The organism is Hydrocarboniclastica marina, from assembly GCF_004851605.1.
GTDB lineage: Bacteria > Pseudomonadota > Gammaproteobacteria > Pseudomonadales > Oleiphilaceae > Hydrocarboniclastica > Hydrocarboniclastica marina.
This window is the reverse complement of record NZ_CP031093.1, coordinates 582,517-602,904: the sequence shown is the minus strand read 5'-3', so window position 1 is coordinate 602,904 and position 20,388 is coordinate 582,517. Positions and strand designations below refer to the sequence as shown.

The following is a 20,388-nucleotide window of genomic DNA, read 5'->3' as shown; positions in this document are numbered from 1 at the left end:
ACACAACAGAAAAAGGCTGATGGCATATTGCCACCAGCCGTACCATGCTTAATCGCATGTCATCAGGCAGAAGGTGCCCTTACTTGAGCTCAACAGAAGCGCCTGCTTCCTCAAGCTTCTTCTTCGCATCTTCAGCATCGGCCTTGCTAACGCCTTCCTTCACAGTAGAAGGTGCACCGTCGACCATAGCTTTGGCTTCTTTGAGGCCCAGACCTGTCAGCTCGCGAACAGCCTTGATAGCGTTAACTTTCTTCTCGCCGGCGGCGGTCAGAATAACGTCAAACTCGGTCTGCTCTTCTGCAGCGGCCGCTGCTTCGCCTGCTGCTGCAGGTGCAGCTGCGACTGCTGCCGCAGCAGAAACGCCAAACTTTTCTTCCATTGCTTCAACCAGCGCTACAACATCCATAACGCTCATTTCAGCGATTGCATCTAAAATCTCGTCTTTCGACAGAGCCATGACTCTTCTCCCAGAAAATCAAAATAATAAGAAAACCAATTAGGCTGCTTCTTTCTTTTGGTCGCGAACTGCAGCTACGGCACGGGTAACTTTCGACGGTACTTCGTTGAAAGTACGTGCCAGCTTGGTGATAGGTGCCTGGATCGTCGCCACCAACATAGTCAACGCCTGTTCGCGCGTTGGCAGTTTGGCAAGACGGTCAATCTGGTCCGCACCTAGCAGCTCACCACCAACGGCGAGTGCTTTGATCTCGAACTTTTCTTTCTCTTTGGCAAAATCCTTCAGCAGTCGCGCTGCCGCGCCAGGATCTTCCATCGAGAAAGCAAAGATTGTCGGGCCGACCAGTACGTCGCGAACACACTCATACTCAGTGCCTTCAACTGCGCGCTTCGCCAAAGTGTTGCGAATAACACGCAGGTAAACGTTCTGTTCGCGAGCCTGCTTGCGCAGGCTGGTCATTTCACCGGAAGTGATACCCCGGTAATCGGCCAAAACAACAGACAAAGCACCACTGGCAGCCTCGTTGACTTCAGCGACTATCGCCTTTTTGTCTTCGAGTCTGATTGCCACTGGATTTCTCCTAAGTTTTGCTGGCTGAACCAGCAACCCATTAATCGCCCCTTTCGGGGCGGCTTACGGTGCTAGGTTCAAGAAGAACGTCGTCACACCGTCTGCGCAGGCATTGCTTTAACCCTTCTGGACTAATGCTCCGCGGGGGCCTGCGGTCTTTGACAGCCAGGCTCTCACCTTGACTACAAAGTTTGTGCACTCTCTGTCAGGCCAAGCCTGATCAGACAGTTAAAGAACCCTGATCCAATGGCAGCCCTGGTCCCATAGTGGACGACAGGGTGATCTTCTTCAGGTAGATACCTTTGGCTGACGAAGGCTTGATCTTTTTAAGATCCGCCAGCAGGGCTTCGATATTCTGCTTGATGGAGTCAGCATTGAATTCAACCGTGCCAACCGGGCAATGAATAATGCCATTCTTGTCGGTACGGTACCGAACCTGACCTGCCTTCGCATTCTGTACAGCGGTTGCGACATCCGCGGTTACCGTACCCACTTTCGGGTTCGGCATCAGGCCACGAGGACCCAGGATCTGACCAAGCTGACCGACGATCCGCATGGCATCCGGCGACGCGATAACCACATCGAAGTCCATGTTGCCTTTTTTCACTTCGTCTGCCAGATCTTCCATACCGACGATATCGGCACCGGCTTCGCGAGCTTTGTCAGCGTTAGCACCTTGAGTGAAAACGGCGACCCTGACGGACTTGCCAGTCCCGTTGGGCAGGACAGTAGAACCGCGAACTACCTGATCTGACTTCCGGGCATCAACCCCAAGGTTGACCGCAATGTCGATGGATTCTTTGAACTTGACCTGTCCGCCGAGTTCGACCAACAAAGCTACCGCTTCGTCTACGGCATAACTTTTAGTTGCGTCGACTTTTTCGCGAATGAGTTTTTGGCGCTTGCTAAGTTTGGACATTTACAGACCCTCCACAATCAGGCCCATACTGCGCGCGGTACCGGCGATACTGCGAACGGCAGCATCAAGGTTGGCGGCAGTAAGATCGGGTTCTTTGGTCTTGGCAATTTCTTCCAACTGGGCACGGGTTACAGTACCGACCTTGTCCGTGTTGGGCTTGCCTGAGCCACTTTTAATTCCCGCAGCCTTCTTGAGCAGGACCGCAGCGGGTGGGGTCTTGGTTACGAAGGTAAAGCTGCGGTCGCTGTAGACCGTTATTACAACTGGAGTCGGCAACCCGGGTTCAATATCCTGAGTAGAGGCGTTGAACGCCTTACAGAACTCCATAATGTTGACACCGTGCTGACCCAACGCGGGGCCGACAGGCGGACTGGGATTTGCTTTACCGGCAGCAACCTGCAGCTTAATGTAAGCCGAAATCTTCTTGGCCATATCAATCTCCTGGTGGGTACAAGCGCCTTTCGGCTCCCCAGTTCAGACACAAAAAGCCCGCTACACCAATGTGCGCGAGCTCCACTTAAAAAGCGTTCTCAGTCTTTTTCTACCTGACCAAACTCAAGCTCAACAGGCGTGGACCGACCAAATATCAGCACAGCGACTTTGACTCGACTCTTGTCGTAGTCAACTTCTTCAACAACACCGTTGAAGTCGGCAAAAGGGCCTTCCGAAACCCTAACGATTTCACCAGGCTCGAACAAAGTCTTCGGCTTCGGCTTTTCCGCACCGCTTTGCACGCGCTGCAGGATCGCATCAGCTTCCCGATCTGTTATCGGCGCCGGTTTATCTGGACGGCCACCAATAAAGCCCATAACCCGAGGGGTACTTTTCACCAGATGCCAGGTAGCATCATCCAGCTCCATCTGCACCAACACATAGCCCGGGTAGAACTTGCGCTCGCTCTTTCGCTTTTTGCCGTCGCGCATCTCGACCACTTCTTCAGTGGGGACGAGCACATCACCGAAACGGTCTTCCATGTTCTCAAGGGCAATCCGCTCTTTGATGCCCCGCATTACCTGCTTTTCAAATCCGGAAAAGGCATGGACCACATACCAACGCTTAGCCATATTGCCTCCTTCGCTCAGCCAATAATGCCTGATACGCCCCAACTGATCAGCGAATCCATGCCCCAAAGAAGCAGCGCTACAACCAGAACGAAGACGATGACTATAAGCGTGGTCTGCGTCAGCTCTTGACGCGTCGGCCACACAACCTTCCGAATTTCTACCCGAGCTTCCTTCAGGAGCTGAGCAAAGCGCTTGCCCTTCGAAGTCTGGAGTGCAATAACGCCTGCAACAATGGCTAGCGCCACAACGGCCAGCACACGATACAGCAATGATTCCGCACTGTAATACGTATTACCAACCACAGCGACGGTAACCAGGATAAAAACAACCAGCCACTTTAATGTATCCATGCGGCCGGAAGTCTGATTTGCTTTAGACTCCATAGGAATCAGCTATATGGGTGTTATAAAGTTGGCAGGCCAGGAGGGAATCGAACCCCCAACCTGCGGTTTTGGAGACCGCTGCTCTGCCAATTGAGCTACTGGCCTGCATAAATCGAGAAATCTTTTACTCGACGATTTTCGTAACGACGCCTGCACCTACGGTGCGGCCACCTTCACGAATCGCAAAGCGGAGACCGTCTTCCATCGCGATCGGCGCGATCAGAGTGGTTACCAGCTTCACGTTATCGCCCGGCATGACCATTTCCACCCCTTCCGGCAGCTCGCAAGCGCCAGTGACGTCAGTGGTACGGAAATAGAACTGCGGACGGTAACCTTTGAAGAACGGCGTGTGACGACCGCCCTCTTCTTTGCTCAACACGTAAACTTCACACTCGAACTTGGTGTGCGGCGTAATGGTGCCGGGCTTGGCCAGTACCTGGCCACGCTCAACATCGTCACGCTTGGTGCCACGCAGCAGTACGCCGACGTTCTCACCCGCACGACCTTCGTCCAGCAGCTTACGGAACATCTCAACACCGGTACATACCGTCTTGACCGTGTCCTTGATACCGACGATCTCAACTTCGTTACCGACGTTGATGATGCCGCGCTCGATACGACCGGTCACCACAGTACCGCGACCAGAGATAGAGAACACATCCTCGATCGGCATCAGGAACGGCTGATCAACCGCACGCTCCGGCTCCGGAATGTAGCTGTCCAGCGCTTCGATCAGCTTGGAGACCGCAGTGGTACCCATGCCATTGTCGTCTTTGCCTTCCAGCGCCATCAGCGCAGAACCGGTAATGATCGGCGTGTCGTCGCCCGGGAAGTCGTACTGGCTCAGCAGCTCACGCACTTCCATCTCAACCAGCTCGAGCAGCTCTTCGTCATCGACCATGTCCGCCTTGTTCAGGAACACAACAATGTACGGTACGCCGACCTGACGAGACAGCAGGATGTGCTCACGCGTCTGCGGCATAGGGCCGTCAGCTGCGGAGACCACCAGGATCGCGCCGTCCATCTGCGCCGCACCCGTGATCATGTTCTTCACATAGTCAGCGTGGCCGGGACAGTCAACGTGCGCGTAGTGGCGCTTCTCGGAATCATACTCAACGTGGGAAGTCGCGATCGTGATACCACGCGCACGCTCTTCCGGCGCATTGTCGATCTGGTCGAATGCCCGCGCCTCACCACCAAACACCTCTGAGCTTACGCGCGTCAGTGCTGCGGTCAGTGTCGTCTTGCCATGGTCAACGTGACCGATGGTCCCAACGTTGATGTGGAGCTTCTTACGTTCAAACTTTGCCTTGGACATTCGACCAATCTCCCCAAAAAACCAAGGATTCTTAACATCAAGCCATGAAAACTGGAGCTCATGACCGGAATTGAACCGGTGACCTCATCCTTACCAAGGATGTGCTCTACCGACTGAGCTACATGAGCAAAACCTGTATGGAGCGGGCAGCGGGAATCGAACCCGCGTCATCAGCTTGGAAGGCTGAGGTAATAGCCACTATACGATGCCCGCAAAAATATGGTGGAGGGGGCAGGATTCGAACCTGCGAAGCTTTCGCGTCAGATTTACAGTCTGATCCCTTTGGCCACTCGGGAACCCCTCCAAGACGAAGAAACCTTGAGCTTCGCCCTGAAACATCACGCTAAAAAATGGAGCTGGCGGACGGAATCGAACCCCCGACCTGCTGATTACAAGTCAGCTGCTCTACCAACTGAGCTACGCCAGCTCACAACCGCGTTTCAGCGAGGGCGGTATGTTAAGTACTTTTATTTACCTTTGCAAGGCCTGACAAGCATCAGTTTCTTTGCTGGCGGTTATCCCGTCGGGCAGTGCTGCTTTCAACGCGTCAGAATGGGCTGTGTACACCCAGACAATCGGCTCTGGGCGCGTGCGCTTGAAGAGAGTCAGCTCCGCTGCCATCCCTGCCTTTCGGCGACTTTCAAGGACACGCTGAGCGGCCCTCTGCGATTCGAACAGACCAAGTGAAATCGCGTTCTGCTGCTCTCCCTCAGTCACCAGGTAGCTATCGATGCCCGCGGCCTGTAGCTGGCGCAACTTACCCAGGCCCGCCGCGCGACTTGGCAATGGCGGAATGATCACCCAATGCCAAGGCTTGTCAGGAACGAGCCTGGCTCCAAGCCTCACATTGTCTACTTCATCCAAATGGTGTGTTTGGGCCCAGTCTGTAGCATCCTGCTCACTTCGAAAACCCGACACCAGCATGCACACGCGCTGGCTGGACTCTTCGTCATCCGCGTTACTGGCATTCAGGCTCGCTCCAGTTTCGACAGCGCTGTAGCTCGACCACTTGAGCAAATCACCAGGCTGAGGTAGCGGAAGCTCATCAAATTCAATACTTGGGTATTCGCGAACTGATGCCGGTTCAAGCTCCTCTTCTTCCGGGACAGGCATATCGGGAACTTCGGCGACGAGAAGCAGGCGGTCGACTCGTGGAAGGTTGGCCACGGGCTCTTTCGCTGACTGGGGCGCGGGCTCATCAAGTGCCATCCAGGTCACACCGATACTAACCAATAGTGCCAGGAGGAATATGAGCCTCATACTGTCAGGCTTCTACTAATGCGCATAACACGATCTGGAAAACCCATAAAAACAGCTCTCTGCCACTAACCTCTCGTCCCGGAAAATATTCCATTGGAAAGATAATAACGGCCGACTAACGGGCCGCCTACAGCCGTGATAACGCAGCAACGGCACAAGCAAAACGCCACCCGACCAAACCATTCTAACCCTTAGCCCTTACACTAACTTCCCCCGCGTTCAACCGCACCTCGCCGCTTGCGGTTTCCAGACGGTACGCACCGAACGCATCTATTCCAGCTCCAAGGCCGCTGGTTTCCTGGCCTACTACGAAAACCTCCCTCCCCTTGAGTGCGTCAAGCGAGACCCATTGGGCTTGAAAAATGGCGAACCCCTCACGCTCAAAACGCTCCAGGGCGGAGATCAGCCCCGCTATGAGCTTAGCTGCGATGGAGTTTCTGCTGATCTCAGGCAAGCCCCCGTCGGTCGCCAGCGATGTCCAGGGCTGGTTAATCGAAGCGCCCTCGTCTTCCGCCATAGAGACGTTCAAGCCAATGCCGACGACCACCTCACACCGAGTCTGAAGCTCACCAGACAGCTCTATAAGAATACCTGCAACCTTTTTCTCGCCTAACCAAAGGTCGTTGGGCCACTTCAAGCTTATGCCCTCTACCCCAGCACGGGTCAGAGAATCCGCAAGAGCGACCCCTACAGCCAGACTCAGCCCATCCAGACCCGAGACACCCCTTTCCGATTCAAACTTAACGCTGAGCGCGATGTCGCGCCCATATGAGCCCTCCCATTTTCGACCGCGGCGCCCCTTTCCGGCACTCTGCTTTTCGGCCAGACAGACCTCATATTTAGCCACTAGCTCACGGGCAGAAAGGTAGTCATTCGTAGAAGGCACGTCGTCAAGCACGTGAAGGTTGATCAGCTCGCGCTGCTCTGGGTCAAGTAGCTGCTCCAGTCTTTCTTTATCCAGTAGATCCAGCGGTTGTTTCAGGCAGTATCCCTTGCCGTGGAGGCGCCTGACGGGCACTCCCATTTCATCTAGCTGAGACAGTTTTTTCCAGACGGCCGCCCTGCTGACACCTAGCGTATTAGCGAGGTCCTGGCCTGAGTGTAGTTTCCCATCGGCCAGGATGCTTATCAGTTTGTTTCTTTCCAAGGAAAGCGCTCTCCGGGAGGATCGGTGACGAAAATGATCGAGCATCAGCCTGATCAGGCAGTATAGAGCCATGCAAGAGGCGACATTGTAGAGCAGACACAGGGGCGGTAAAAGGCGACGCAGAGGCCCCACGCGGGGCGTTGATACGACAGCCGCTCAGTCCCCTGCAGGGCGCGGCTGGCGGCAGGCGTGATCCGGGGCCCGGGGTGTTAAACGGCGGGCATAAAAAAGCCCCCGGTACGGCTGTACCGGGGGCTTTGGGTTTAGGCGCCTGACGATGACCTACTCTCACATGGGGGATCCCCACACTACCATTGGCGCTGAGTGGTTTCACTGCTGAGTTCGGAAAGGGATCAGGTGGTTCCCGCTCGCTATGGTCGTCAGGCAAACTGTTACGCGGTGCGGTGTTGTGCACGGTGCGTGTTTGATTGATCACTGGGAAGGCGAGATAGAACGCGTGAGGGACTCACGTCGATCGATAATCAAGGTTACCCGGCCAAGTTGGCTTGGGTGTTATATAGTCAAGCCGCACGAGTCATTAGTATCGGTTAGCTCAACGCCTTGCAGCGCTTACACACCCGACCTATCAACGTCCTGGTCTTGGACGGCTCTTCAGGGACCTCGAGGGTCCAGGGAGATCTCATCTTGAAGGGGGCTTCCCGCTTAGATGCTTTCAGCGGTTATCCTGTCCGAACATAGCTACCGGGCAATGCCACTGGCGTGACAACCCGAACACCAGAGGTTCGTCCACTCCGGTCCTCTCGTACTAGGAGCAGCTCTTCTCAAATCTCCAACGTCCACGGCAGATAGGGACCGAACTGTCTCACGACGTTCTAAACCCAGCTCGCGTACCACTTTAAATGGCGAACAGCCATACCCTTGGGACCGGCTTCAGCCCCAGGATGTGATGAGCCGACATCGAGGTGCCAAACACCGCCGTCGATGTGAACTCTTGGGCGGTATCAGCCTGTTATCCCCGGAGTACCTTTTATCCGTTGAGCGATGGCCCTTCCATACAGAACCACCGGATCACTATGACCTACTTTCGTACCTGCTCGACGTGTCTGTCTCGCAGTCAAGCGGGCTTGTGCCATTACACTAACCGCACGATGTCCGACCGTGCTTAGCCCACCTTTGTGCTCCTCCGTTACGCTTTAGGAGGAGACCGCCCCAGTCAAACTACCCACCACACAGTGTCCTCGCCCCGGATAACGGGGCTAAGTTAGAACCTCAAACAGTTCAGGCTGGTATTTCAAGGTTGGCTCCACGATGACTGGCGTCACCGCTTCAAAGCCTCCCAGCTATCCTACACAAAACGGCTCAAAGTTCACTGTGAAGCTATAGTAAAGGTTCACGGGGTCTTTCCGTCTAGCCGCGGATACACCGCATCTTCACGGCGATTTCAATTTCACTGAGTCTCGGGTAGAGACAGCGCCCCCATCGTTACGCCATTCGTGCAGGTCGGAACTTACCCGACAAGGAATTTCGCTACCTTAGGACCGTTATAGTTACGGCCGCCGTTTACCGGGGCTTCGATCAAGAGCTTCGCCGAAGCTAACCCCATCAATTAACCTTCCGGCACCGGGCAGGCGTCACACCGTATACGTCCTCTTACGAGTTTGCACAGTGCTGTGTTTTTAATAAACAGTCGCAGGGGCCTGGTATCTTCGACCGGCTTCCGCTCCACCCGCAGGGGCTTCACGTAATACCGGCGTGCCTTCTCCCGAAGTTACGGCACCATTTTGCCTAGTTCCTTTACCCGAGTTTTCTCAAGCGCCTTGGTATTCTCTACCTGACCACCTGTGTCGGTTTGGGGTACGGTTCTTTTATACCTGAAGCTTAGAGGCTTTTCCTGGAAGCAGGGCATCAATCACTTCGCGCCCTGAAAGGGCACTCGTATTCGCATCTCAGCATTATGGGACCGGATTTGCCTAATCCCACTGCCTACGTGCTTGAACCGGGATATCCAACACCCGGCTGACCTAGCCTTCTCCGTCCCCTCATCGCAGTATAAAAAAGTACGGGAATATTAACCCGTTTCCCATCGACTACACCTTTCGGTCTCGCCTTAGGGGCCGACTTACCCTGCGCCGATTAACGTTGCGCAGGAAACCTTGGTCTTCCGGCGTGCGGGTTTTTCACCCGCATTATCGTTACTCATGTCAGCATTCGCACTTCTGATATCTCCAGCAAGCTTCTCAACTCACCTTCGCAGACTTACAGAACGCTCCCCTACCACCCGTACAGAGTACGGATCCGCAGCTTCGGTGCCTAGTTTGAGCCCCGTTACATCTTCCGCGCAGGCCGACTCGACTAGTGAGCTATTACGCTTTCCTTAAAGGATGGCTGCTTCTAAGCCAACCTCCTAGCTGTCTGTGCCTTCCCACATCGTTTCCCACTTAACTAGAACTTTGGGACCTTAGCTGGCGGTCTGGGTTGTTTCCCTCTTCACGACGGACGTTAGCACCCGCCGTGTGTCTCCCATGATTGCACTTCTCGGTATTCGGAGTTTGCATCGGGTTGGTAAGTCGAGATGACCCCCTAGCCGAAACAGTGCTCTACCCCCGAGAGTGAGACATGAGGCGCTACCTAAATAGCTTTCGGGGAGAACCAGCTATCTCCGGGCTTGATTAGCCTTTCACTCCGATCCACAAGTCATCCCCTGGCTTTTCAACGACAGTGGGTTCGGTCCTCCAGTGCGTGTTACCGCACCTTCAACCTGCTCATGGATAGATCGCCCGGTTTCGGGTCTATACCTAGCGACTGATTCGCCCTATTCAGACTCGGTTTCCCTACGGCTCCCCTATACGGTTAACCTCGCCACTAAGCATAAGTCGCTGACCCATTATACAAAAGGTACGCCGTCACCGAACAAGTCGGCTCCGACTGCTTGTACGCACACGGTTTCAGGGTCTATTTCACTCCCCTCACAGGGGTTCTTTTCGCCTTTCCCTCACGGTACTGGTTCACTATCGGTCAGTCAGGAGTATTTAGCCTTGGAGGATGGTCCCCCCATGTTCAGACAAGGTTTCTCGTGCCCCGTCCTACTCGATTTCACTAGACTCAGGTTTCGGATACGGGGCTATCACCCACTATGGCGGCTCTTTCCAGGGCCTTCTCCTACCAGTTGTCTAGCTTAAGGGCTAGTCCCCGTTCGCTCGCCGCTACTTAGGGAATCTCGGTTGATTTCTTTTCCTTCGGGTACTTAGATGTTTCAGTTCCCCGAGTTCGCCTCTTACGCCTATGTATTCAGCGCAAGATACCTGGCCGAAACCAGGTGGGTTTCCCCATTCGGACATCTCCGGATCAAAGCTTGTTTGCCAGCTCCCCGAAGCTTTTCGCAGGCTACAACGTCCTTCATCGCCTCTGACTGCCAAGGCATCCACCGTGTGCGCTTGATTGCTTGACTATATAACCCCAAACCAACTTTTTGACCGTCGCCTGAGGCTGTCATGCTGCGTTGCAGTCTTCGTTCGCTCGGTCACATACCAATGTATGCTCCCTCGCTCGCTCAGCCTGCGCCTTGCCTGACAACCTCATGCTTGATCAAAACCGCGGGTGTCCTTTTGTGCTCACCCACCGTCGACTCAAGATTGCAATCCAACGATATTACACCGGATAACGCTTGATTATCTCTCGAACACCGTAACCCTGGTGTCACACAAAAAGCCGAAGCTTCTCGCCTGACGCATCGGTTACGATGCCTTCTATCTCGCCACATTGTTAAAGAGCAACTGATCCCAGTGATCAGAAATCAGGCCAGAACGCTCTGGACTCATTTCTGTGCACTACTATCCGTATCGTGTTTTCGGTCAAGCAACCGTTGGCCAACTTCCAGGAGGGAAATTGGTGGAGCCAGGCGGGATCGAACCGCCGACCTCCTGCGTGCAAGGCAGGCGCTCTCCCAGCTGAGCTATGGCCCCTGGCTAAAGAATGTCGTGAGACAAGGCATCGGAAGGCGCCGCATAGCCTGCTATGCAAGTCTTTCGATAACGCCGTATCACGAGATTCTGGTGGGTCTGGGTGGATTTGAACCACCGACCTCACCCTTATCAGGGGTGCGCTCTAACCAACTGAGCTACAGACCCAGGTCTACCGGGTCTGCTGACCCTTCTGCTCTTCTTACTCGGTCAAGCAATTCGTGTGGATGCTAATCTGGAACAGTCCAATCATCGTTTAAGGAGGTGATCCAGCCGCAGGTTCCCCTACGGCTACCTTGTTACGACTTCACCCCAGTCATGAACCACACCGTGGTAGTCGTCCTCCTTGCGGTTAGACTAACTACTTCTGGTGCAATCCACTCCCATGGTGTGACGGGCGGTGTGTACAAGGCCCGGGAACGTATTCACCGCGACATTCTGATTCGCGATTACTAGCGATTCCGACTTCACGGAGTCGAGTTGCAGACTCCGATCCGGACTACGACGCGTTTTAAGGGATTGGCTCAACCTCGCGGGTTTGCAGCCCTCTGTGCGCGCCATTGTAGCACGTGTGTAGCCCTGGCCGTAAGGGCCATGATGACCTGACGTCATCCCCACCTTCCTCCGGTTTGTCACCGGCAGTCTCCCTAGAGTTCCCGACCGAATCGCTGGTAACTAAGGACAGGGGTTGCGCTCGTTACGGGACTTAACCCAACATCTCACGACACGAGCTGACGACGGCCATGCAGCACCTGTCACTGCGCTCCCGAAGGCACCCCTCTGTCTCCAGAGGGTTCGCAGGATGTCAAGGCCAGGTAAGGTTCTTCGCGTTGCGTCGAATTAAACCACATGCTCCACCGCTTGTGCGGGCCCCCGTCAATTCATTTGAGTTTTAACCTTGCGGCCGTACTCCCCAGGCGGTCAACTTAGTGCGTTAGCTGCGTCACTAAGGATTCAAGATCCCCAACGACTAGTTGACATCGTTTACAGCGTGGACTACCAGGGTATCTAATCCTGTTTGCTCCCCACGCTTTCGCACCTCAGCGTCAGTATTGGTCCAGGTAGTCGCCTTCGCCACTGGTGTTCCTTCCTATATCTACGCATTTCACCGCTACACAGGAAATTCCACTACCCTCTACCATACTCCAGTCAGACAGTTCAGAATGCCATTCCTAGGTTAAGCCCAGGGCTTTCACATCCTGCTTATCAAACCGCCTACGCGCGCTTTACGCCCAGTAATTCCGATTAACGCTTGCACCCTCCGTATTACCGCGGCTGCTGGCACGGAGTTAGCCGGTGCTTCTTCTGCGGGTAACGTCAATCCCACAGGGTATTAACCTGTGAGCCTTCCTCCCCGCTGAAAGTGCTTTACAACCCGAAAGCCTTCTTCACACACGCGGCATGGCTGGATCAGGGTTGCCCCCATTGTCCAATATTCCCCACTGCTGCCTCCCGTAGGAGTCTGGGCCGTGTCTCAGTCCCAGTGTGGCTGATCATCCTCTCAAACCAGCTACGGATCGTCGCCTTGGTAGGCCTTTACCCCACCAACTAGCTAATCCGACATGGGCTCATCCGATAACGCAAGGTCCGAAGATCCCCTGCTTTCCCCCGTAGGGCGTATGCGGTATTAATCCGGGTTTCCCCGGGCTATCCCCCATTACCGGGCAGATTCCCATGCATTACTCACCCGTCCGCCGCTCGTCAGCATCCCGAAGGACCTGTTACCGCTCGACTTGCATGTGTTAAGCCTGCCGCCAGCGTTCAATCTGAGCCATGATCAAACTCTTCAGTTTAATCTTGCAAAATCCCGAAGGATTTAAATACTGCTCAAAGTTAATCACTCGCATCAATTCACGAGTCACTATCTCTGATAATCTTTATCAGACTATCCCAGATAGCACCCACACGAATTGCTTGACCGTATTGTTAAAGAGCGCAAGGCGTTTCGTTTGCCTTGTCGAGGTGGCGTATTCTACTGCCTTCCTCGGGGGAGTCAAGCTAAATTTGCAGGTTTCTTTTCCCTGCCGCCAACTCCCCAAAAACCAAAATAATACGGGAAATCAACTGCTTAACTCACCCTCCTTCGCCTGCCCAACGGGCGTTTACCGCGAAAGAGGGGCGCATTATAAAGACCTCTCAGCCGGGGTCAACAACTTCTGGAATATTTATTTGAGAGTGACCCGGGCAATCTTCTTTTTCCCCGCCTGGAGCACGCACTGATCGCCTGCCCGAAAGGTCGAAGAGCCGTCGACTGCCTGCCCATCCCTATATACCGCGCCGCGGCTGATCACATCACGCGCCGCCGCCCCGTTTTTGACCAGACCCGCCAATCTCAATACGGTAGCGAGCGGCATATCCTCGCCCTCGGCGTCCACTACAACTTCAGGCACATTCTCGGGAATTTGGCCGAGTGCCACCTGATTACCCGCGGAACGATGGGCTGACTCGGCGGCGGCCTCGCCATGAAAGCGGCCGATTATCTCTTCTGCAAAGATCCGCTTGACCTCCTGAGGGTTTCGCCCTTGCTTCACCTCCTCCCGCAACCCATCAACCTCTTCCATCGACTTGAGGCTGAGTAATTCAAAATAGCGCCAGAGCAACGCGTCGGGCATGGACAGGAGCTTCGTATACATAGTGCCGGGAGCGTCATTAACACCCACGTAGTTCCCGAGGGACTTGGACATTTTCTGGACGCCATCGAGGCCTTCCAGGAGCGGCATTGTCAGGATTGCCTGCGGGGGCTGGCCGTAATGGCGCTGGAGCAAGCGACCCATGAGCAAGTTGAATTTCTGGTCGGTCCCCCCAAGCTCCACATCAGCCTCTAACGCTACGGAGTCATAGCCCTGGACCAGCGGGTAAAGAAACTCATGGATTGCGATCGGTTGCTCGGCGCGATACCGCTTACTGAAGTCATCACGCTCCAACATCCGGGCAACAGTATGCTGGCCAGCAAGGCGAATCATATCGGCAGCCGACATCTGCCCCATCCAGGTCGAGTTGAAAGCGACGGTTGTTTTATCCGGATCCAGTATTTTGAACACCTGCTCTTTATACGTTTCCGCATTCTTGCTGACTTCCTGCTCAGTAAGCGGCGGTCGCGTGACACTCTTACCCGTCGGGTCGCCGATCATTCCGGTGAAGTCACCGATAAGAAAGATGACTTCGTGTCCCAGGTCCTGGAACTGACGCAGCTTGTTGATGAGCACGGTATGCCCCAGATGCAGATCGGGGGCCGTTGGATCAAAGCCCGCCTTTATTCGCAGCCTGCGCCCAGACTTCAGCTTTTCCACAAGGTCTTCTTCCGGGATCAGCTCGTCTACTCCCCGCTTGATTACAGCCAATGCATCCGCTACTGCCGTCATCCAAATCGCCTCTGATACAAACCCTGACAAATCAACTCGTTTCGTTACCGCGAACCGCCAGCCAGGCCCCAAAGCAAGCACCACGCGGATCGAACACAAACCGGACCGCATTGTAACAAGGAAATCTTCCTCTGGCGCACCGAAACTGTCTTTGGCGTACTTCGCAGGATGACTTATACTTCTGGCAACTTTTAGGCTAGATCATCAAGGCTTTACCCTAACTTATACATAGGTATTTCAGTGCTTAAACAGTTCCCTAAGACCCACCTTGTGGCTGCCTGCGGATTTGTCGCTTTAGCTGCTGCAGGGCTGATGATAGGCCCAAGCAGCGGAGTAGAAGCGCAACGTGTCTCGGTCACTATGGATCTTGAGAGCGGAACGCTGAAGCCGATCACACAGCTGAAAGCGGCGAGCGCAGAACGAACTGAAGTGACGAAACCGGTCGCAGCTTTCGCGGTTACACCCGCGCCAGTCGCAGCGCCCGCTGAGGTTATTGCCGAGTACACAGCCAAGCCTGCTGACGAGGTACAGGCAGAAAAAACCGGAGCTGCCGATCCAGCGCCCGCTGTCGCTCAGTCAGCCAAAAAGTCGCCCGTGATCGACGTACCGCCAGAACTGAGCTGGAAAACATTTACCGTCAAGGCAGGCGACACACTGTCGACTATTTTCCGCAAAGCGGGCTTCAACGACGCCCTGATGTACAAAGTGATCCAGGGCGAGGGAAAAAAGCTCGCGCGCCTTTTCAAAGGGGACGAGATCCGTTTCGGCACTACAAAGGGCGAGCTTCAGGAAATCGTCCTGGTCAAGAGCCGGACTGAAAATCTTCGAACGCGGCTGACCGATGGCGGTTTCGTCACAGAGAAAGAAGTTCGCGCCCCGGACGTCGAGCTGCGATTTGCTGCCGGCACCATCGAAAACTCTCTTTTTATTGCAGGGAAAAAAGCTGGGCTCGACTCCAGCACTACCATGGAAATGGCTGCAATCTTCGGCTGGGACATCGACTTCGTTTACGATATCCGTAAAGGTGATAAGTTCGACGTGCTCTATGAGAAACAGTATCTCGATGGTGAAGAGATCGGCAACGGTCGCGTTCTGGCGGCAAACTTCGTGAACCAGGGCCGGAAAATCACTGCGATTCTCTACACCGACGAGACGGGCAAATCAGCTTATTACACTCCGGATGGCAAGAGCGTGCAGAAGGCCTTCCTGCGCGCGCCGATCGATGCACGCATATCGTCGTCGTTCAATCTTCAGCGCCGTCACCCGGTACTTAACGTCGTCCGCCCGCATCAGGGAACTGATTACGCAGCCGCTACGGGTTCGCCGATCATGGCTGCAGGTGATGGCCGTGTACGATTCGCCGGCTGGAAAGGCGGCTATGGCCGCACCATCGTTTTGCAGCACGGTGATGGCATTACCACGTTATATGCTCACCTGAGCAAGCTGGGCAAAGGTATCGCTAACGGGAAAACAGTAAAGCAAGGCCAGACCATAGGCTATGTCGGTTCATCCGGCATGGTTACCGGCCCTCATCTCCACTATGAGTTCCGCCTGAACGGATCACCCCGCAACTCGCGTACCGTCAAGCTACCCGATGCCGCACCCGTTCCCAAACAAGAGGTCGCGAAATTCAAGGCCTACGCAAATCGCCTGGTGGCAAGGCTGGATACCCAGTCGGCGGATACGCAACTGGCGTTGGCCGACGAAGAGTAAGCGATATTGACCGAACCCCGCCCTGCGGGGTTCTTTCGTTTTAAATGGCGGGACAATGAATAACGAACACTTTGTCGGCCTGATGTCCGGCACGAGCATGGATGCAATTGACGCAGTGGTTGTCCGTACCGGCTCAGTCAACTTTGAAGTCCTGTCGGTTCATTCTCGCGCGTATCCTTCCCAACTCAGGGCGCGCCTTGACCGCGCCATCCGTAATGACGCAACCCCAGATGAGCTGGGCAGACTGGACCGACTGGTCGGTGAAGCCTTTGCTCAGTGCGCCCTGCAAGCGCTTGAAAAAACCGGCATCCCTGCCGAGGCAGTGCGGGCGATCGGGACGCATGGGCAAACCATCCGCCACGCACCCGACGGCCCGGAAGGTTTTACGCTGCAAATTGGCGATCCCAATATTATCGCGGAACGGACGGGCATCACCACGGTGGGTGATTTCCGCCGCAGAGACGTTGCCGCGGGGGGGCAGGGCGCACCGCTGGCTCCTGCCTTTCACCAGTGGTTTTTCCGAGGAGCGAGTGAGCGCCGCGCATTACTGAACCTGGGCGGCATCGCTAATCTAACCCTCATCCCGGCAGCACAAGATGAGACAGAACTCGACAGTACCGCCGTGCACGGATTTGATACCGGCCCAGCCAATACCTTACTCGACAGCTGGCATCACGCTCACCGTACAGCCCCCTACGATACAGACGGTTTGTGGGCCCGGAGTGGTCAGGTAAACACACCATTGCTACAGAGCATGCTTTCGGATCCATTTTTCCAGCGCGCCGCCCCCAAGAGTACGGGTCGTGAACATTTTAATCTCGGGTGGATACACGCTCACCTGCAGGGCCAGCCCGCTATCGCGGCGGCAGACGTCCAGAGGACGCTGCTGGAACTGACATCAGTTTCAATTGCGCGGGCTTTCGAGGCGTTACCCCCAGCGAATGTATTTCTGTGTGGAGGCGGCTGCCGGAACGTATTTTTGGTCGAAAGATTGAATGCACTGATGCCCGGACGCAACGTCGCGACCACTGCTGTGCTGGGCTTGGTGCCGGAAGCGGTAGAGGGGGCTGCGTTTGCCTGGCTGGCGAGGCAGACTATCGAAGGAAAACCCGGGAATGTGGCTTCGAGTACCGGCGCAGCCGGACCGCGGATCCTGGGCGTGATTTACCCTGGCTAACCCGGAGGCGAGGCGCCACAGAGTATTAATGCTCCCGCGAATTTGAAGCCCTGCCTAAATCGTGAAGGACGATCCACAGCCGCAGGTGCTGCTGGCGTTTGGATTGGTGACGGTGAACTGCGATCCCTGGAGCCCTTCCTGATAGTCTACCGTAGCGCCCACCAGGTACTGATAGCTCATGACATCTACCAATAGTGTAATGCCGTCTTTAACGATGGCTGTGTCGTCTTCGTTCTGCTCTTCATCGAAACTGAAGCCGTACTGAAACCCCGAGCAGCCCCCGCCCGTTACGTATACGCGGAGCTTGAGCCCGGGATTCTCTTCTTCCTCAACCAGCTCGCGCACCTTGGCGACAGCTGAATCCGAGAAGAACAACGGAGTCGGCGCAAAATCCTGAACTGCACTCATCTTGTCCCTCCTGAAAATCCTGCCGCAAATCTACCTGGCGACAACCGGCGATTATCCGATTAACCTACCAATTTAGTCAACTATTCGCCGTAATTGCTACAATCGCCGAATCTGGCCCGGTTACTCGCCTGATGCCGACTTTTCTCTGCCCTCAGCAGATACTCGGGCTTCGCCACCCGCCGTCATATGATCGAGCAACTTACGGGGCGGCTCTTTCTGACGGACCAGGCTGCCGTTGACTTCGGCACCCATCGCCATTTCAAGCAGATTATAGTAGACACTGCCGTTAATCGCGGCTTTTTCAGCGAGTTCCAGGTGCTGCGCGGCGTACAGATCCCCATTCACGGTGCCATTGATAATGACATGCGGCGCGATAATGTCGCCCGTCACCTCTCCCACTTCGCTAACCCGAAGTACGGCATCACTGTTGTCTTCCGCTATGAGGTTACCCTCTACTCGTCCGTCGATGTGCAGTCCACCTGAGAAATGGATGTCGCCCCGCACCGAGGTTGTGCTCGATATGAGAGTATCGAACTGACCCAGCGGTTTACGACTCGAAGGATGCTTTTTGCCACTGCCGAACATAAATTATTCCCTAATTAATTCGTCCCATTCGAACCGACGCTCAACCCGGGCAGATTTGTTCCCCTCAGCCTGAGCAACTATCTGTACCGCTGACGGTGTAAATCCTTCTGGCAGTACCATTTCGCCCTCCACATCCTGGAAGTAGCGGAAACGGAAAGCAACGCCTACCTCGTCAATTGACTCTGTTACATCCCTGAGCGGAATCACTTCTTTTTCACCACCACGCTGCCCCAGGATGCTAACAGCCGCCTGGCCGGCAATGTAGCTGCGATTGTCCCCCACTTGCGTGAGACTTAGCCTGAAGCGGAAACGCCTCCCCTCGCCGACCGGGCTCAGCAGCAAACGCTGCACCTGCAGGTTAGTTTCAACTTCGCCGGGGGCCATAATGTTTTTGTAAAAACTGAGATCCGAGTTGAGCTGGGCGACCGTTTTCTCCAACTGGGAAATCGTTCGCTGGGCCTCAAGAATCGCTTGCTGATCAATGTGATTGCCGCGCTCCAGGTTGATCTGTATCTGCCGCAGCCTCGTGTTCTCCTCCTGCAATTCGCCCACCTGTTGCGCCAGTACAGCCCGGGTTTTCGCAAAGTCCTTGTGCTGAAATTCGGCATGCCGGGTACCGATAAAGAACCCTATCACCCCTGCACAAATTGAGAAGCCGAGGAGTATGAGAAACTGGCGGAGCCTTAATCCGGGCTGATGTTTCACGACCCTCAGGTCTGACGACGTTGCGCGCTTCACGCGAGAAAAGCCCCGGTAGACGAGGCCCCGGGAATGACTTTTCCAACCTCTCCCATTGGCCTGCTCACGTGATTCTCAGCTGGCGGCCAGGTCAGCCGGTCTGCAAAACCTTTAAATTGAGCCACGCCGCAGCCGCTCAGGGCATCAACGCCGGCATGTCCAGCCCGGCATCTTCACGGCACTCAAACATGATATTCATGTTCTGTATTGCTTGCCCTGCCGCGCCCTTAACGAGATTGTCAATTACCGATGTGATGATGACGACAGGGCGGTCGCCCTGGCGGTGCAGTGCCATGCGACAGACATTGCCACCGCGGACACTACGGGTTTCCGGATGGCTTCCAAAAGGAAGTACATCGACGAAAGGCTCATTCTTGTAGCGCTCTTCAAAAAGCGCCTGCAGATCCACAGAGTCATCTTTGAGCTCGGCATAGAGTGTCGCTTCGATCCCGCGGATCATCGGTAATAGATGAGGCACAAACGTCACCTGCGCCGGACGGCCGTGCATGAGACTCAAGCCTTGTTCGATCTCTGGCAGATGGCGATGGCCAGAGGCTCCGTACGCCTTGAAACTTTCCCCCACCTCACCCATCAGGCCCGCCACTTTGGCCTGCCGACCCGCACCGCTGGCGCCCGACTTTGCATCAGCGATCAGTCTCTGACAGTCCACCAGCCCTTTCTCAATCAGCGGCAGAAAACCCAACTGTACAGCGGTGGGGTAGCAGCCCGGATTAGCGACCAGCCTGGCCTGCCTGATTTCGGACCGGTTCATTTCCGGAAGTCCGTACACTGCCTCGGCGACCAGCTCAGGAGACTGGTGCGTCTCGCCGTACCATTTTTCCCAGGTGGGTATGTCCTTAATACGGTAATCTGCCGAAAGGTCCACAATGCGTACGCCGCGATCGAGTAATGCAGGGACTGTCCGCATCGCTACGCCATTCGGCGTAGCGAAAAAAATCAGGTCGCACTGGCCGAGCTCTTCTTCAGTAGGTTCGGTGAAGCAGAGGTCGACGTGGCCGCGTAGGCTGGGAAACATGTCGTCGACGCGCATACCGGCTTCTGATCGCGATGTAATAGCGATCAACTCAACCTCGGGGTGAGAGGTCAGGAGCCTCAGTAGCTCTACCCCTGTGTAACCGGTGCCGCCGACAATACCTACCTTTATCACGCGCTGATCCTCTTCTGGTGCTGGATGATGGAACGACAATAATGACCGCACTGGCCCGCTTTGAGTTCCAGGCGAAAGAATAGCATGATCCCCGGGTTATCGCGTTTTTGCAGCGGGCGCCCAGACCTATACAATAAGCGTTTGGATTCTCTCCCGAGCCCGTCCGGGGACCCCATGCTCGTATAGGGCCTACGCCCAT

At 55.1% G+C, this 20,388-nt stretch carries 16 protein-coding genes, 7 tRNA genes and 3 rRNA genes; 2 read left to right on the top strand and 24 right to left on the bottom strand.

Going from position 1 to position 20,388, the window contains the following annotated elements; translation table 11 throughout:
* Window positions 1-79 precede the first annotated feature (79 nt).
* The 20 genes from rplL to tyrS form a co-directional block, all read right to left on the bottom strand.
* Window positions 80-457 (bottom strand): 50S ribosomal protein L7/L12, encoded by a 378-nt coding sequence (gene rplL / locus soil367_RS02755; protein WP_136546669.1) that lies wholly within the window; start codon window positions 455-457, stop codon window positions 80-82.
* A 39-nt stretch (window positions 458-496) separates the two neighbouring features.
* Window positions 497-1,027, bottom strand: a complete 531-nt coding sequence (rplJ, locus tag soil367_RS02750; protein ID WP_136546667.1) for a 50S ribosomal protein L10 — start codon at window positions 1,025-1,027, stop codon at window positions 497-499.
* A gap of 220 nt (window positions 1,028-1,247) precedes the next feature.
* On the bottom strand, window positions 1,248-1,946 hold the full coding sequence (gene rplA, locus soil367_RS02745; protein WP_136546665.1) for a 50S ribosomal protein L1: 699 nt from the start codon (window positions 1,944-1,946) through the stop codon (window positions 1,248-1,250).
* Window positions 1,947-2,378, bottom strand: a complete 432-nt coding sequence (gene rplK, locus soil367_RS02740; RefSeq protein WP_136546663.1) for a 50S ribosomal protein L11 — start codon at window positions 2,376-2,378, stop codon at window positions 1,947-1,949.
* Between the two features lie 98 nt (window positions 2,379-2,476).
* A complete protein-coding gene (gene nusG / locus soil367_RS02735) occupies window positions 2,477-3,010 on the bottom strand; it encodes a transcription termination/antitermination protein NusG (protein WP_136546661.1) in 534 nt (177 codons plus the stop codon).
* Window positions 3,011-3,024: 14 nt separating this feature from the next.
* The gene (gene secE, locus soil367_RS02730) at window positions 3,025-3,393 is read right to left on the bottom strand and encodes a preprotein translocase subunit SecE (protein ID WP_136546659.1); all 369 of its coding nucleotides are present in this window, start codon (window positions 3,391-3,393) and stop codon (window positions 3,025-3,027) included.
* Window positions 3,394-3,422: 29 nt separating this feature from the next.
* Window positions 3,423-3,498: transfer RNA gene (locus soil367_RS02725), tRNA-Trp, on the bottom strand.
* 19 nt (window positions 3,499-3,517) lie between these two features.
* On the bottom strand, window positions 3,518-4,711 hold the full coding sequence (tuf, locus tag soil367_RS02720; RefSeq protein WP_136546657.1) for an elongation factor Tu: 1,194 nt from the start codon (window positions 4,709-4,711) through the stop codon (window positions 3,518-3,520).
* Window positions 4,712-4,763: 52 nt separating this feature from the next.
* Window positions 4,764-4,839: transfer RNA gene (locus soil367_RS02715), tRNA-Thr, on the bottom strand.
* Window positions 4,840-4,849: 10 nt separating this feature from the next.
* Window positions 4,850-4,924, bottom strand: a tRNA-Gly gene (locus soil367_RS02710).
* 7 nt (window positions 4,925-4,931) lie between these two features.
* Window positions 4,932-5,015: transfer RNA gene (locus soil367_RS02705), tRNA-Tyr, on the bottom strand.
* Window positions 5,016-5,062: 47 nt separating this feature from the next.
* Window positions 5,063-5,138: transfer RNA gene (locus soil367_RS02700), tRNA-Thr, on the bottom strand.
* A 44-nt stretch (window positions 5,139-5,182) separates the two neighbouring features.
* On the bottom strand, window positions 5,183-5,971 hold the full coding sequence (locus tag soil367_RS02695) for an SPOR domain-containing protein (protein ID WP_136546655.1): 789 nt from the start codon (window positions 5,969-5,971) through the stop codon (window positions 5,183-5,185).
* A gap of 184 nt (window positions 5,972-6,155) precedes the next feature.
* On the bottom strand, window positions 6,156-7,118 hold the full coding sequence (locus tag soil367_RS02690) for a biotin--[acetyl-CoA-carboxylase] ligase (protein ID WP_172962249.1): 963 nt from the start codon (window positions 7,116-7,118) through the stop codon (window positions 6,156-6,158).
* Window positions 7,119-7,387: 269 nt separating this feature from the next.
* A 5S ribosomal RNA gene (gene rrf / locus soil367_RS02685) occupies window positions 7,388-7,503 on the bottom strand.
* A gap of 132 nt (window positions 7,504-7,635) precedes the next feature.
* A 23S ribosomal RNA gene (locus soil367_RS02680) occupies window positions 7,636-10,527 on the bottom strand.
* A 438-nt stretch (window positions 10,528-10,965) separates the two neighbouring features.
* Window positions 10,966-11,041, bottom strand: a tRNA-Ala gene (locus tag soil367_RS02675).
* A gap of 88 nt (window positions 11,042-11,129) precedes the next feature.
* Window positions 11,130-11,206 (bottom strand) — tRNA-Ile (locus soil367_RS02670).
* Window positions 11,207-11,295: 89 nt separating this feature from the next.
* Window positions 11,296-12,831: ribosomal RNA gene (locus soil367_RS02665) — 16S ribosomal RNA — on the bottom strand.
* The 16S, 23S and 5S rRNA genes sit together here with 2 tRNA genes alongside, the layout of an rRNA operon.
* A gap of 372 nt (window positions 12,832-13,203) precedes the next feature.
* Window positions 13,204-14,400, bottom strand: coding sequence for a tyrosine--tRNA ligase (tyrS, locus tag soil367_RS02660; protein WP_136546651.1), 1,197 nt, complete (start codon window positions 14,398-14,400; stop codon window positions 13,204-13,206).
* A 312-nt stretch (window positions 14,401-14,712) separates the two neighbouring features.
* On the opposite strand from tyrS, the gene soil367_RS02655 reads away from it, so the two are divergent.
* Complete coding sequence (locus soil367_RS02655) at window positions 14,713-16,113, top strand: OapA family protein (RefSeq protein ID WP_216642763.1); 1,401 nt, start codon at window positions 14,713-14,715, stop codon at window positions 16,111-16,113.
* Window positions 16,114-16,168: 55 nt separating this feature from the next.
* Window positions 16,169-17,290, top strand: a complete 1,122-nt coding sequence (locus tag soil367_RS02650; protein WP_136546647.1) for an anhydro-N-acetylmuramic acid kinase — start codon at window positions 16,169-16,171, stop codon at window positions 17,288-17,290.
* Between the two features lie 54 nt (window positions 17,291-17,344).
* On the opposite strand, the gene erpA is transcribed toward soil367_RS02650, so the two are convergent.
* From erpA to argC, 4 genes are all read right to left on the bottom strand, one after another.
* Complete coding sequence (gene erpA / locus soil367_RS02645) at window positions 17,345-17,698, bottom strand: iron-sulfur cluster insertion protein ErpA (RefSeq protein WP_136546645.1); 354 nt, start codon at window positions 17,696-17,698, stop codon at window positions 17,345-17,347.
* 120 nt (window positions 17,699-17,818) lie between these two features.
* A complete protein-coding gene (locus soil367_RS02640) occupies window positions 17,819-18,283 on the bottom strand; it encodes a bactofilin family protein (RefSeq protein ID WP_136546643.1) in 465 nt (154 codons plus the stop codon).
* A 3-nt stretch (window positions 18,284-18,286) separates the two neighbouring features.
* Window positions 18,287-19,021 (bottom strand): DUF6776 family protein, encoded by a 735-nt coding sequence (locus soil367_RS02635; RefSeq protein ID WP_136546642.1) that lies wholly within the window; start codon window positions 19,019-19,021, stop codon window positions 18,287-18,289.
* A 136-nt stretch (window positions 19,022-19,157) separates the two neighbouring features.
* Window positions 19,158-20,189, bottom strand: a complete 1,032-nt coding sequence (gene argC, locus soil367_RS02630; RefSeq protein WP_136546640.1) for an N-acetyl-gamma-glutamyl-phosphate reductase — start codon at window positions 20,187-20,189, stop codon at window positions 19,158-19,160.
* Between the last annotated feature and the right edge of the window lie 199 nt (window positions 20,190-20,388).

Excerpts from the sequence above, each read along its gene's own strand:
- rplL (WP_136546669.1), bottom strand. The coding sequence starts at position 457 with ATGGCTCTGTCGAAAGACGAGATTTTAGATGCAATCGCTGAAATGAGC.
- secE (WP_136546659.1), bottom strand. The coding sequence starts at position 3,393 with ATGGAGTCTAAAGCAAATCAGACTTCCGGCCGCATGGATACATTAAAG.
- soil367_RS02640 (WP_136546643.1), bottom strand. The coding sequence starts at position 18,283 with ATGTTCGGCAGTGGCAAAAAGCATCCTTCGAGTCGTAAACCGCTGGGT.
- soil367_RS02650 (WP_136546647.1), top strand. The coding sequence starts at position 16,169 with ATGAATAACGAACACTTTGTCGGCCTGATGTCCGGCACGAGCATGGAT.
- erpA (WP_136546645.1), bottom strand. The coding sequence starts at position 17,698 with ATGAGTGCAGTTCAGGATTTTGCGCCGACTCCGTTGTTCTTCTCGGAT.
- rplK (WP_136546663.1), bottom strand. The coding sequence starts at position 2,378 with ATGGCCAAGAAGATTTCGGCTTACATTAAGCTGCAGGTTGCTGCCGGT.
- soil367_RS02695 (WP_136546655.1), bottom strand. The coding sequence starts at position 5,971 with ATGAGGCTCATATTCCTCCTGGCACTATTGGTTAGTATCGGTGTGACC.
- tyrS (WP_136546651.1), bottom strand. The coding sequence starts at position 14,400 with ATGACGGCAGTAGCGGATGCATTGGCTGTAATCAAGCGGGGAGTAGAC.
- soil367_RS02655 (WP_216642763.1), top strand. The coding sequence starts at position 14,713 with ATGATAGGCCCAAGCAGCGGAGTAGAAGCGCAACGTGTCTCGGTCACT.
- rplA (WP_136546665.1), bottom strand. The coding sequence starts at position 1,946 with ATGTCCAAACTTAGCAAGCGCCAAAAACTCATTCGCGAAAAAGTCGAC.
- tuf (WP_136546657.1), bottom strand. The coding sequence starts at position 4,711 with ATGTCCAAGGCAAAGTTTGAACGTAAGAAGCTCCACATCAACGTTGGG.
- nusG (WP_136546661.1), bottom strand. The coding sequence starts at position 3,010 with ATGGCTAAGCGTTGGTATGTGGTCCATGCCTTTTCCGGATTTGAAAAG.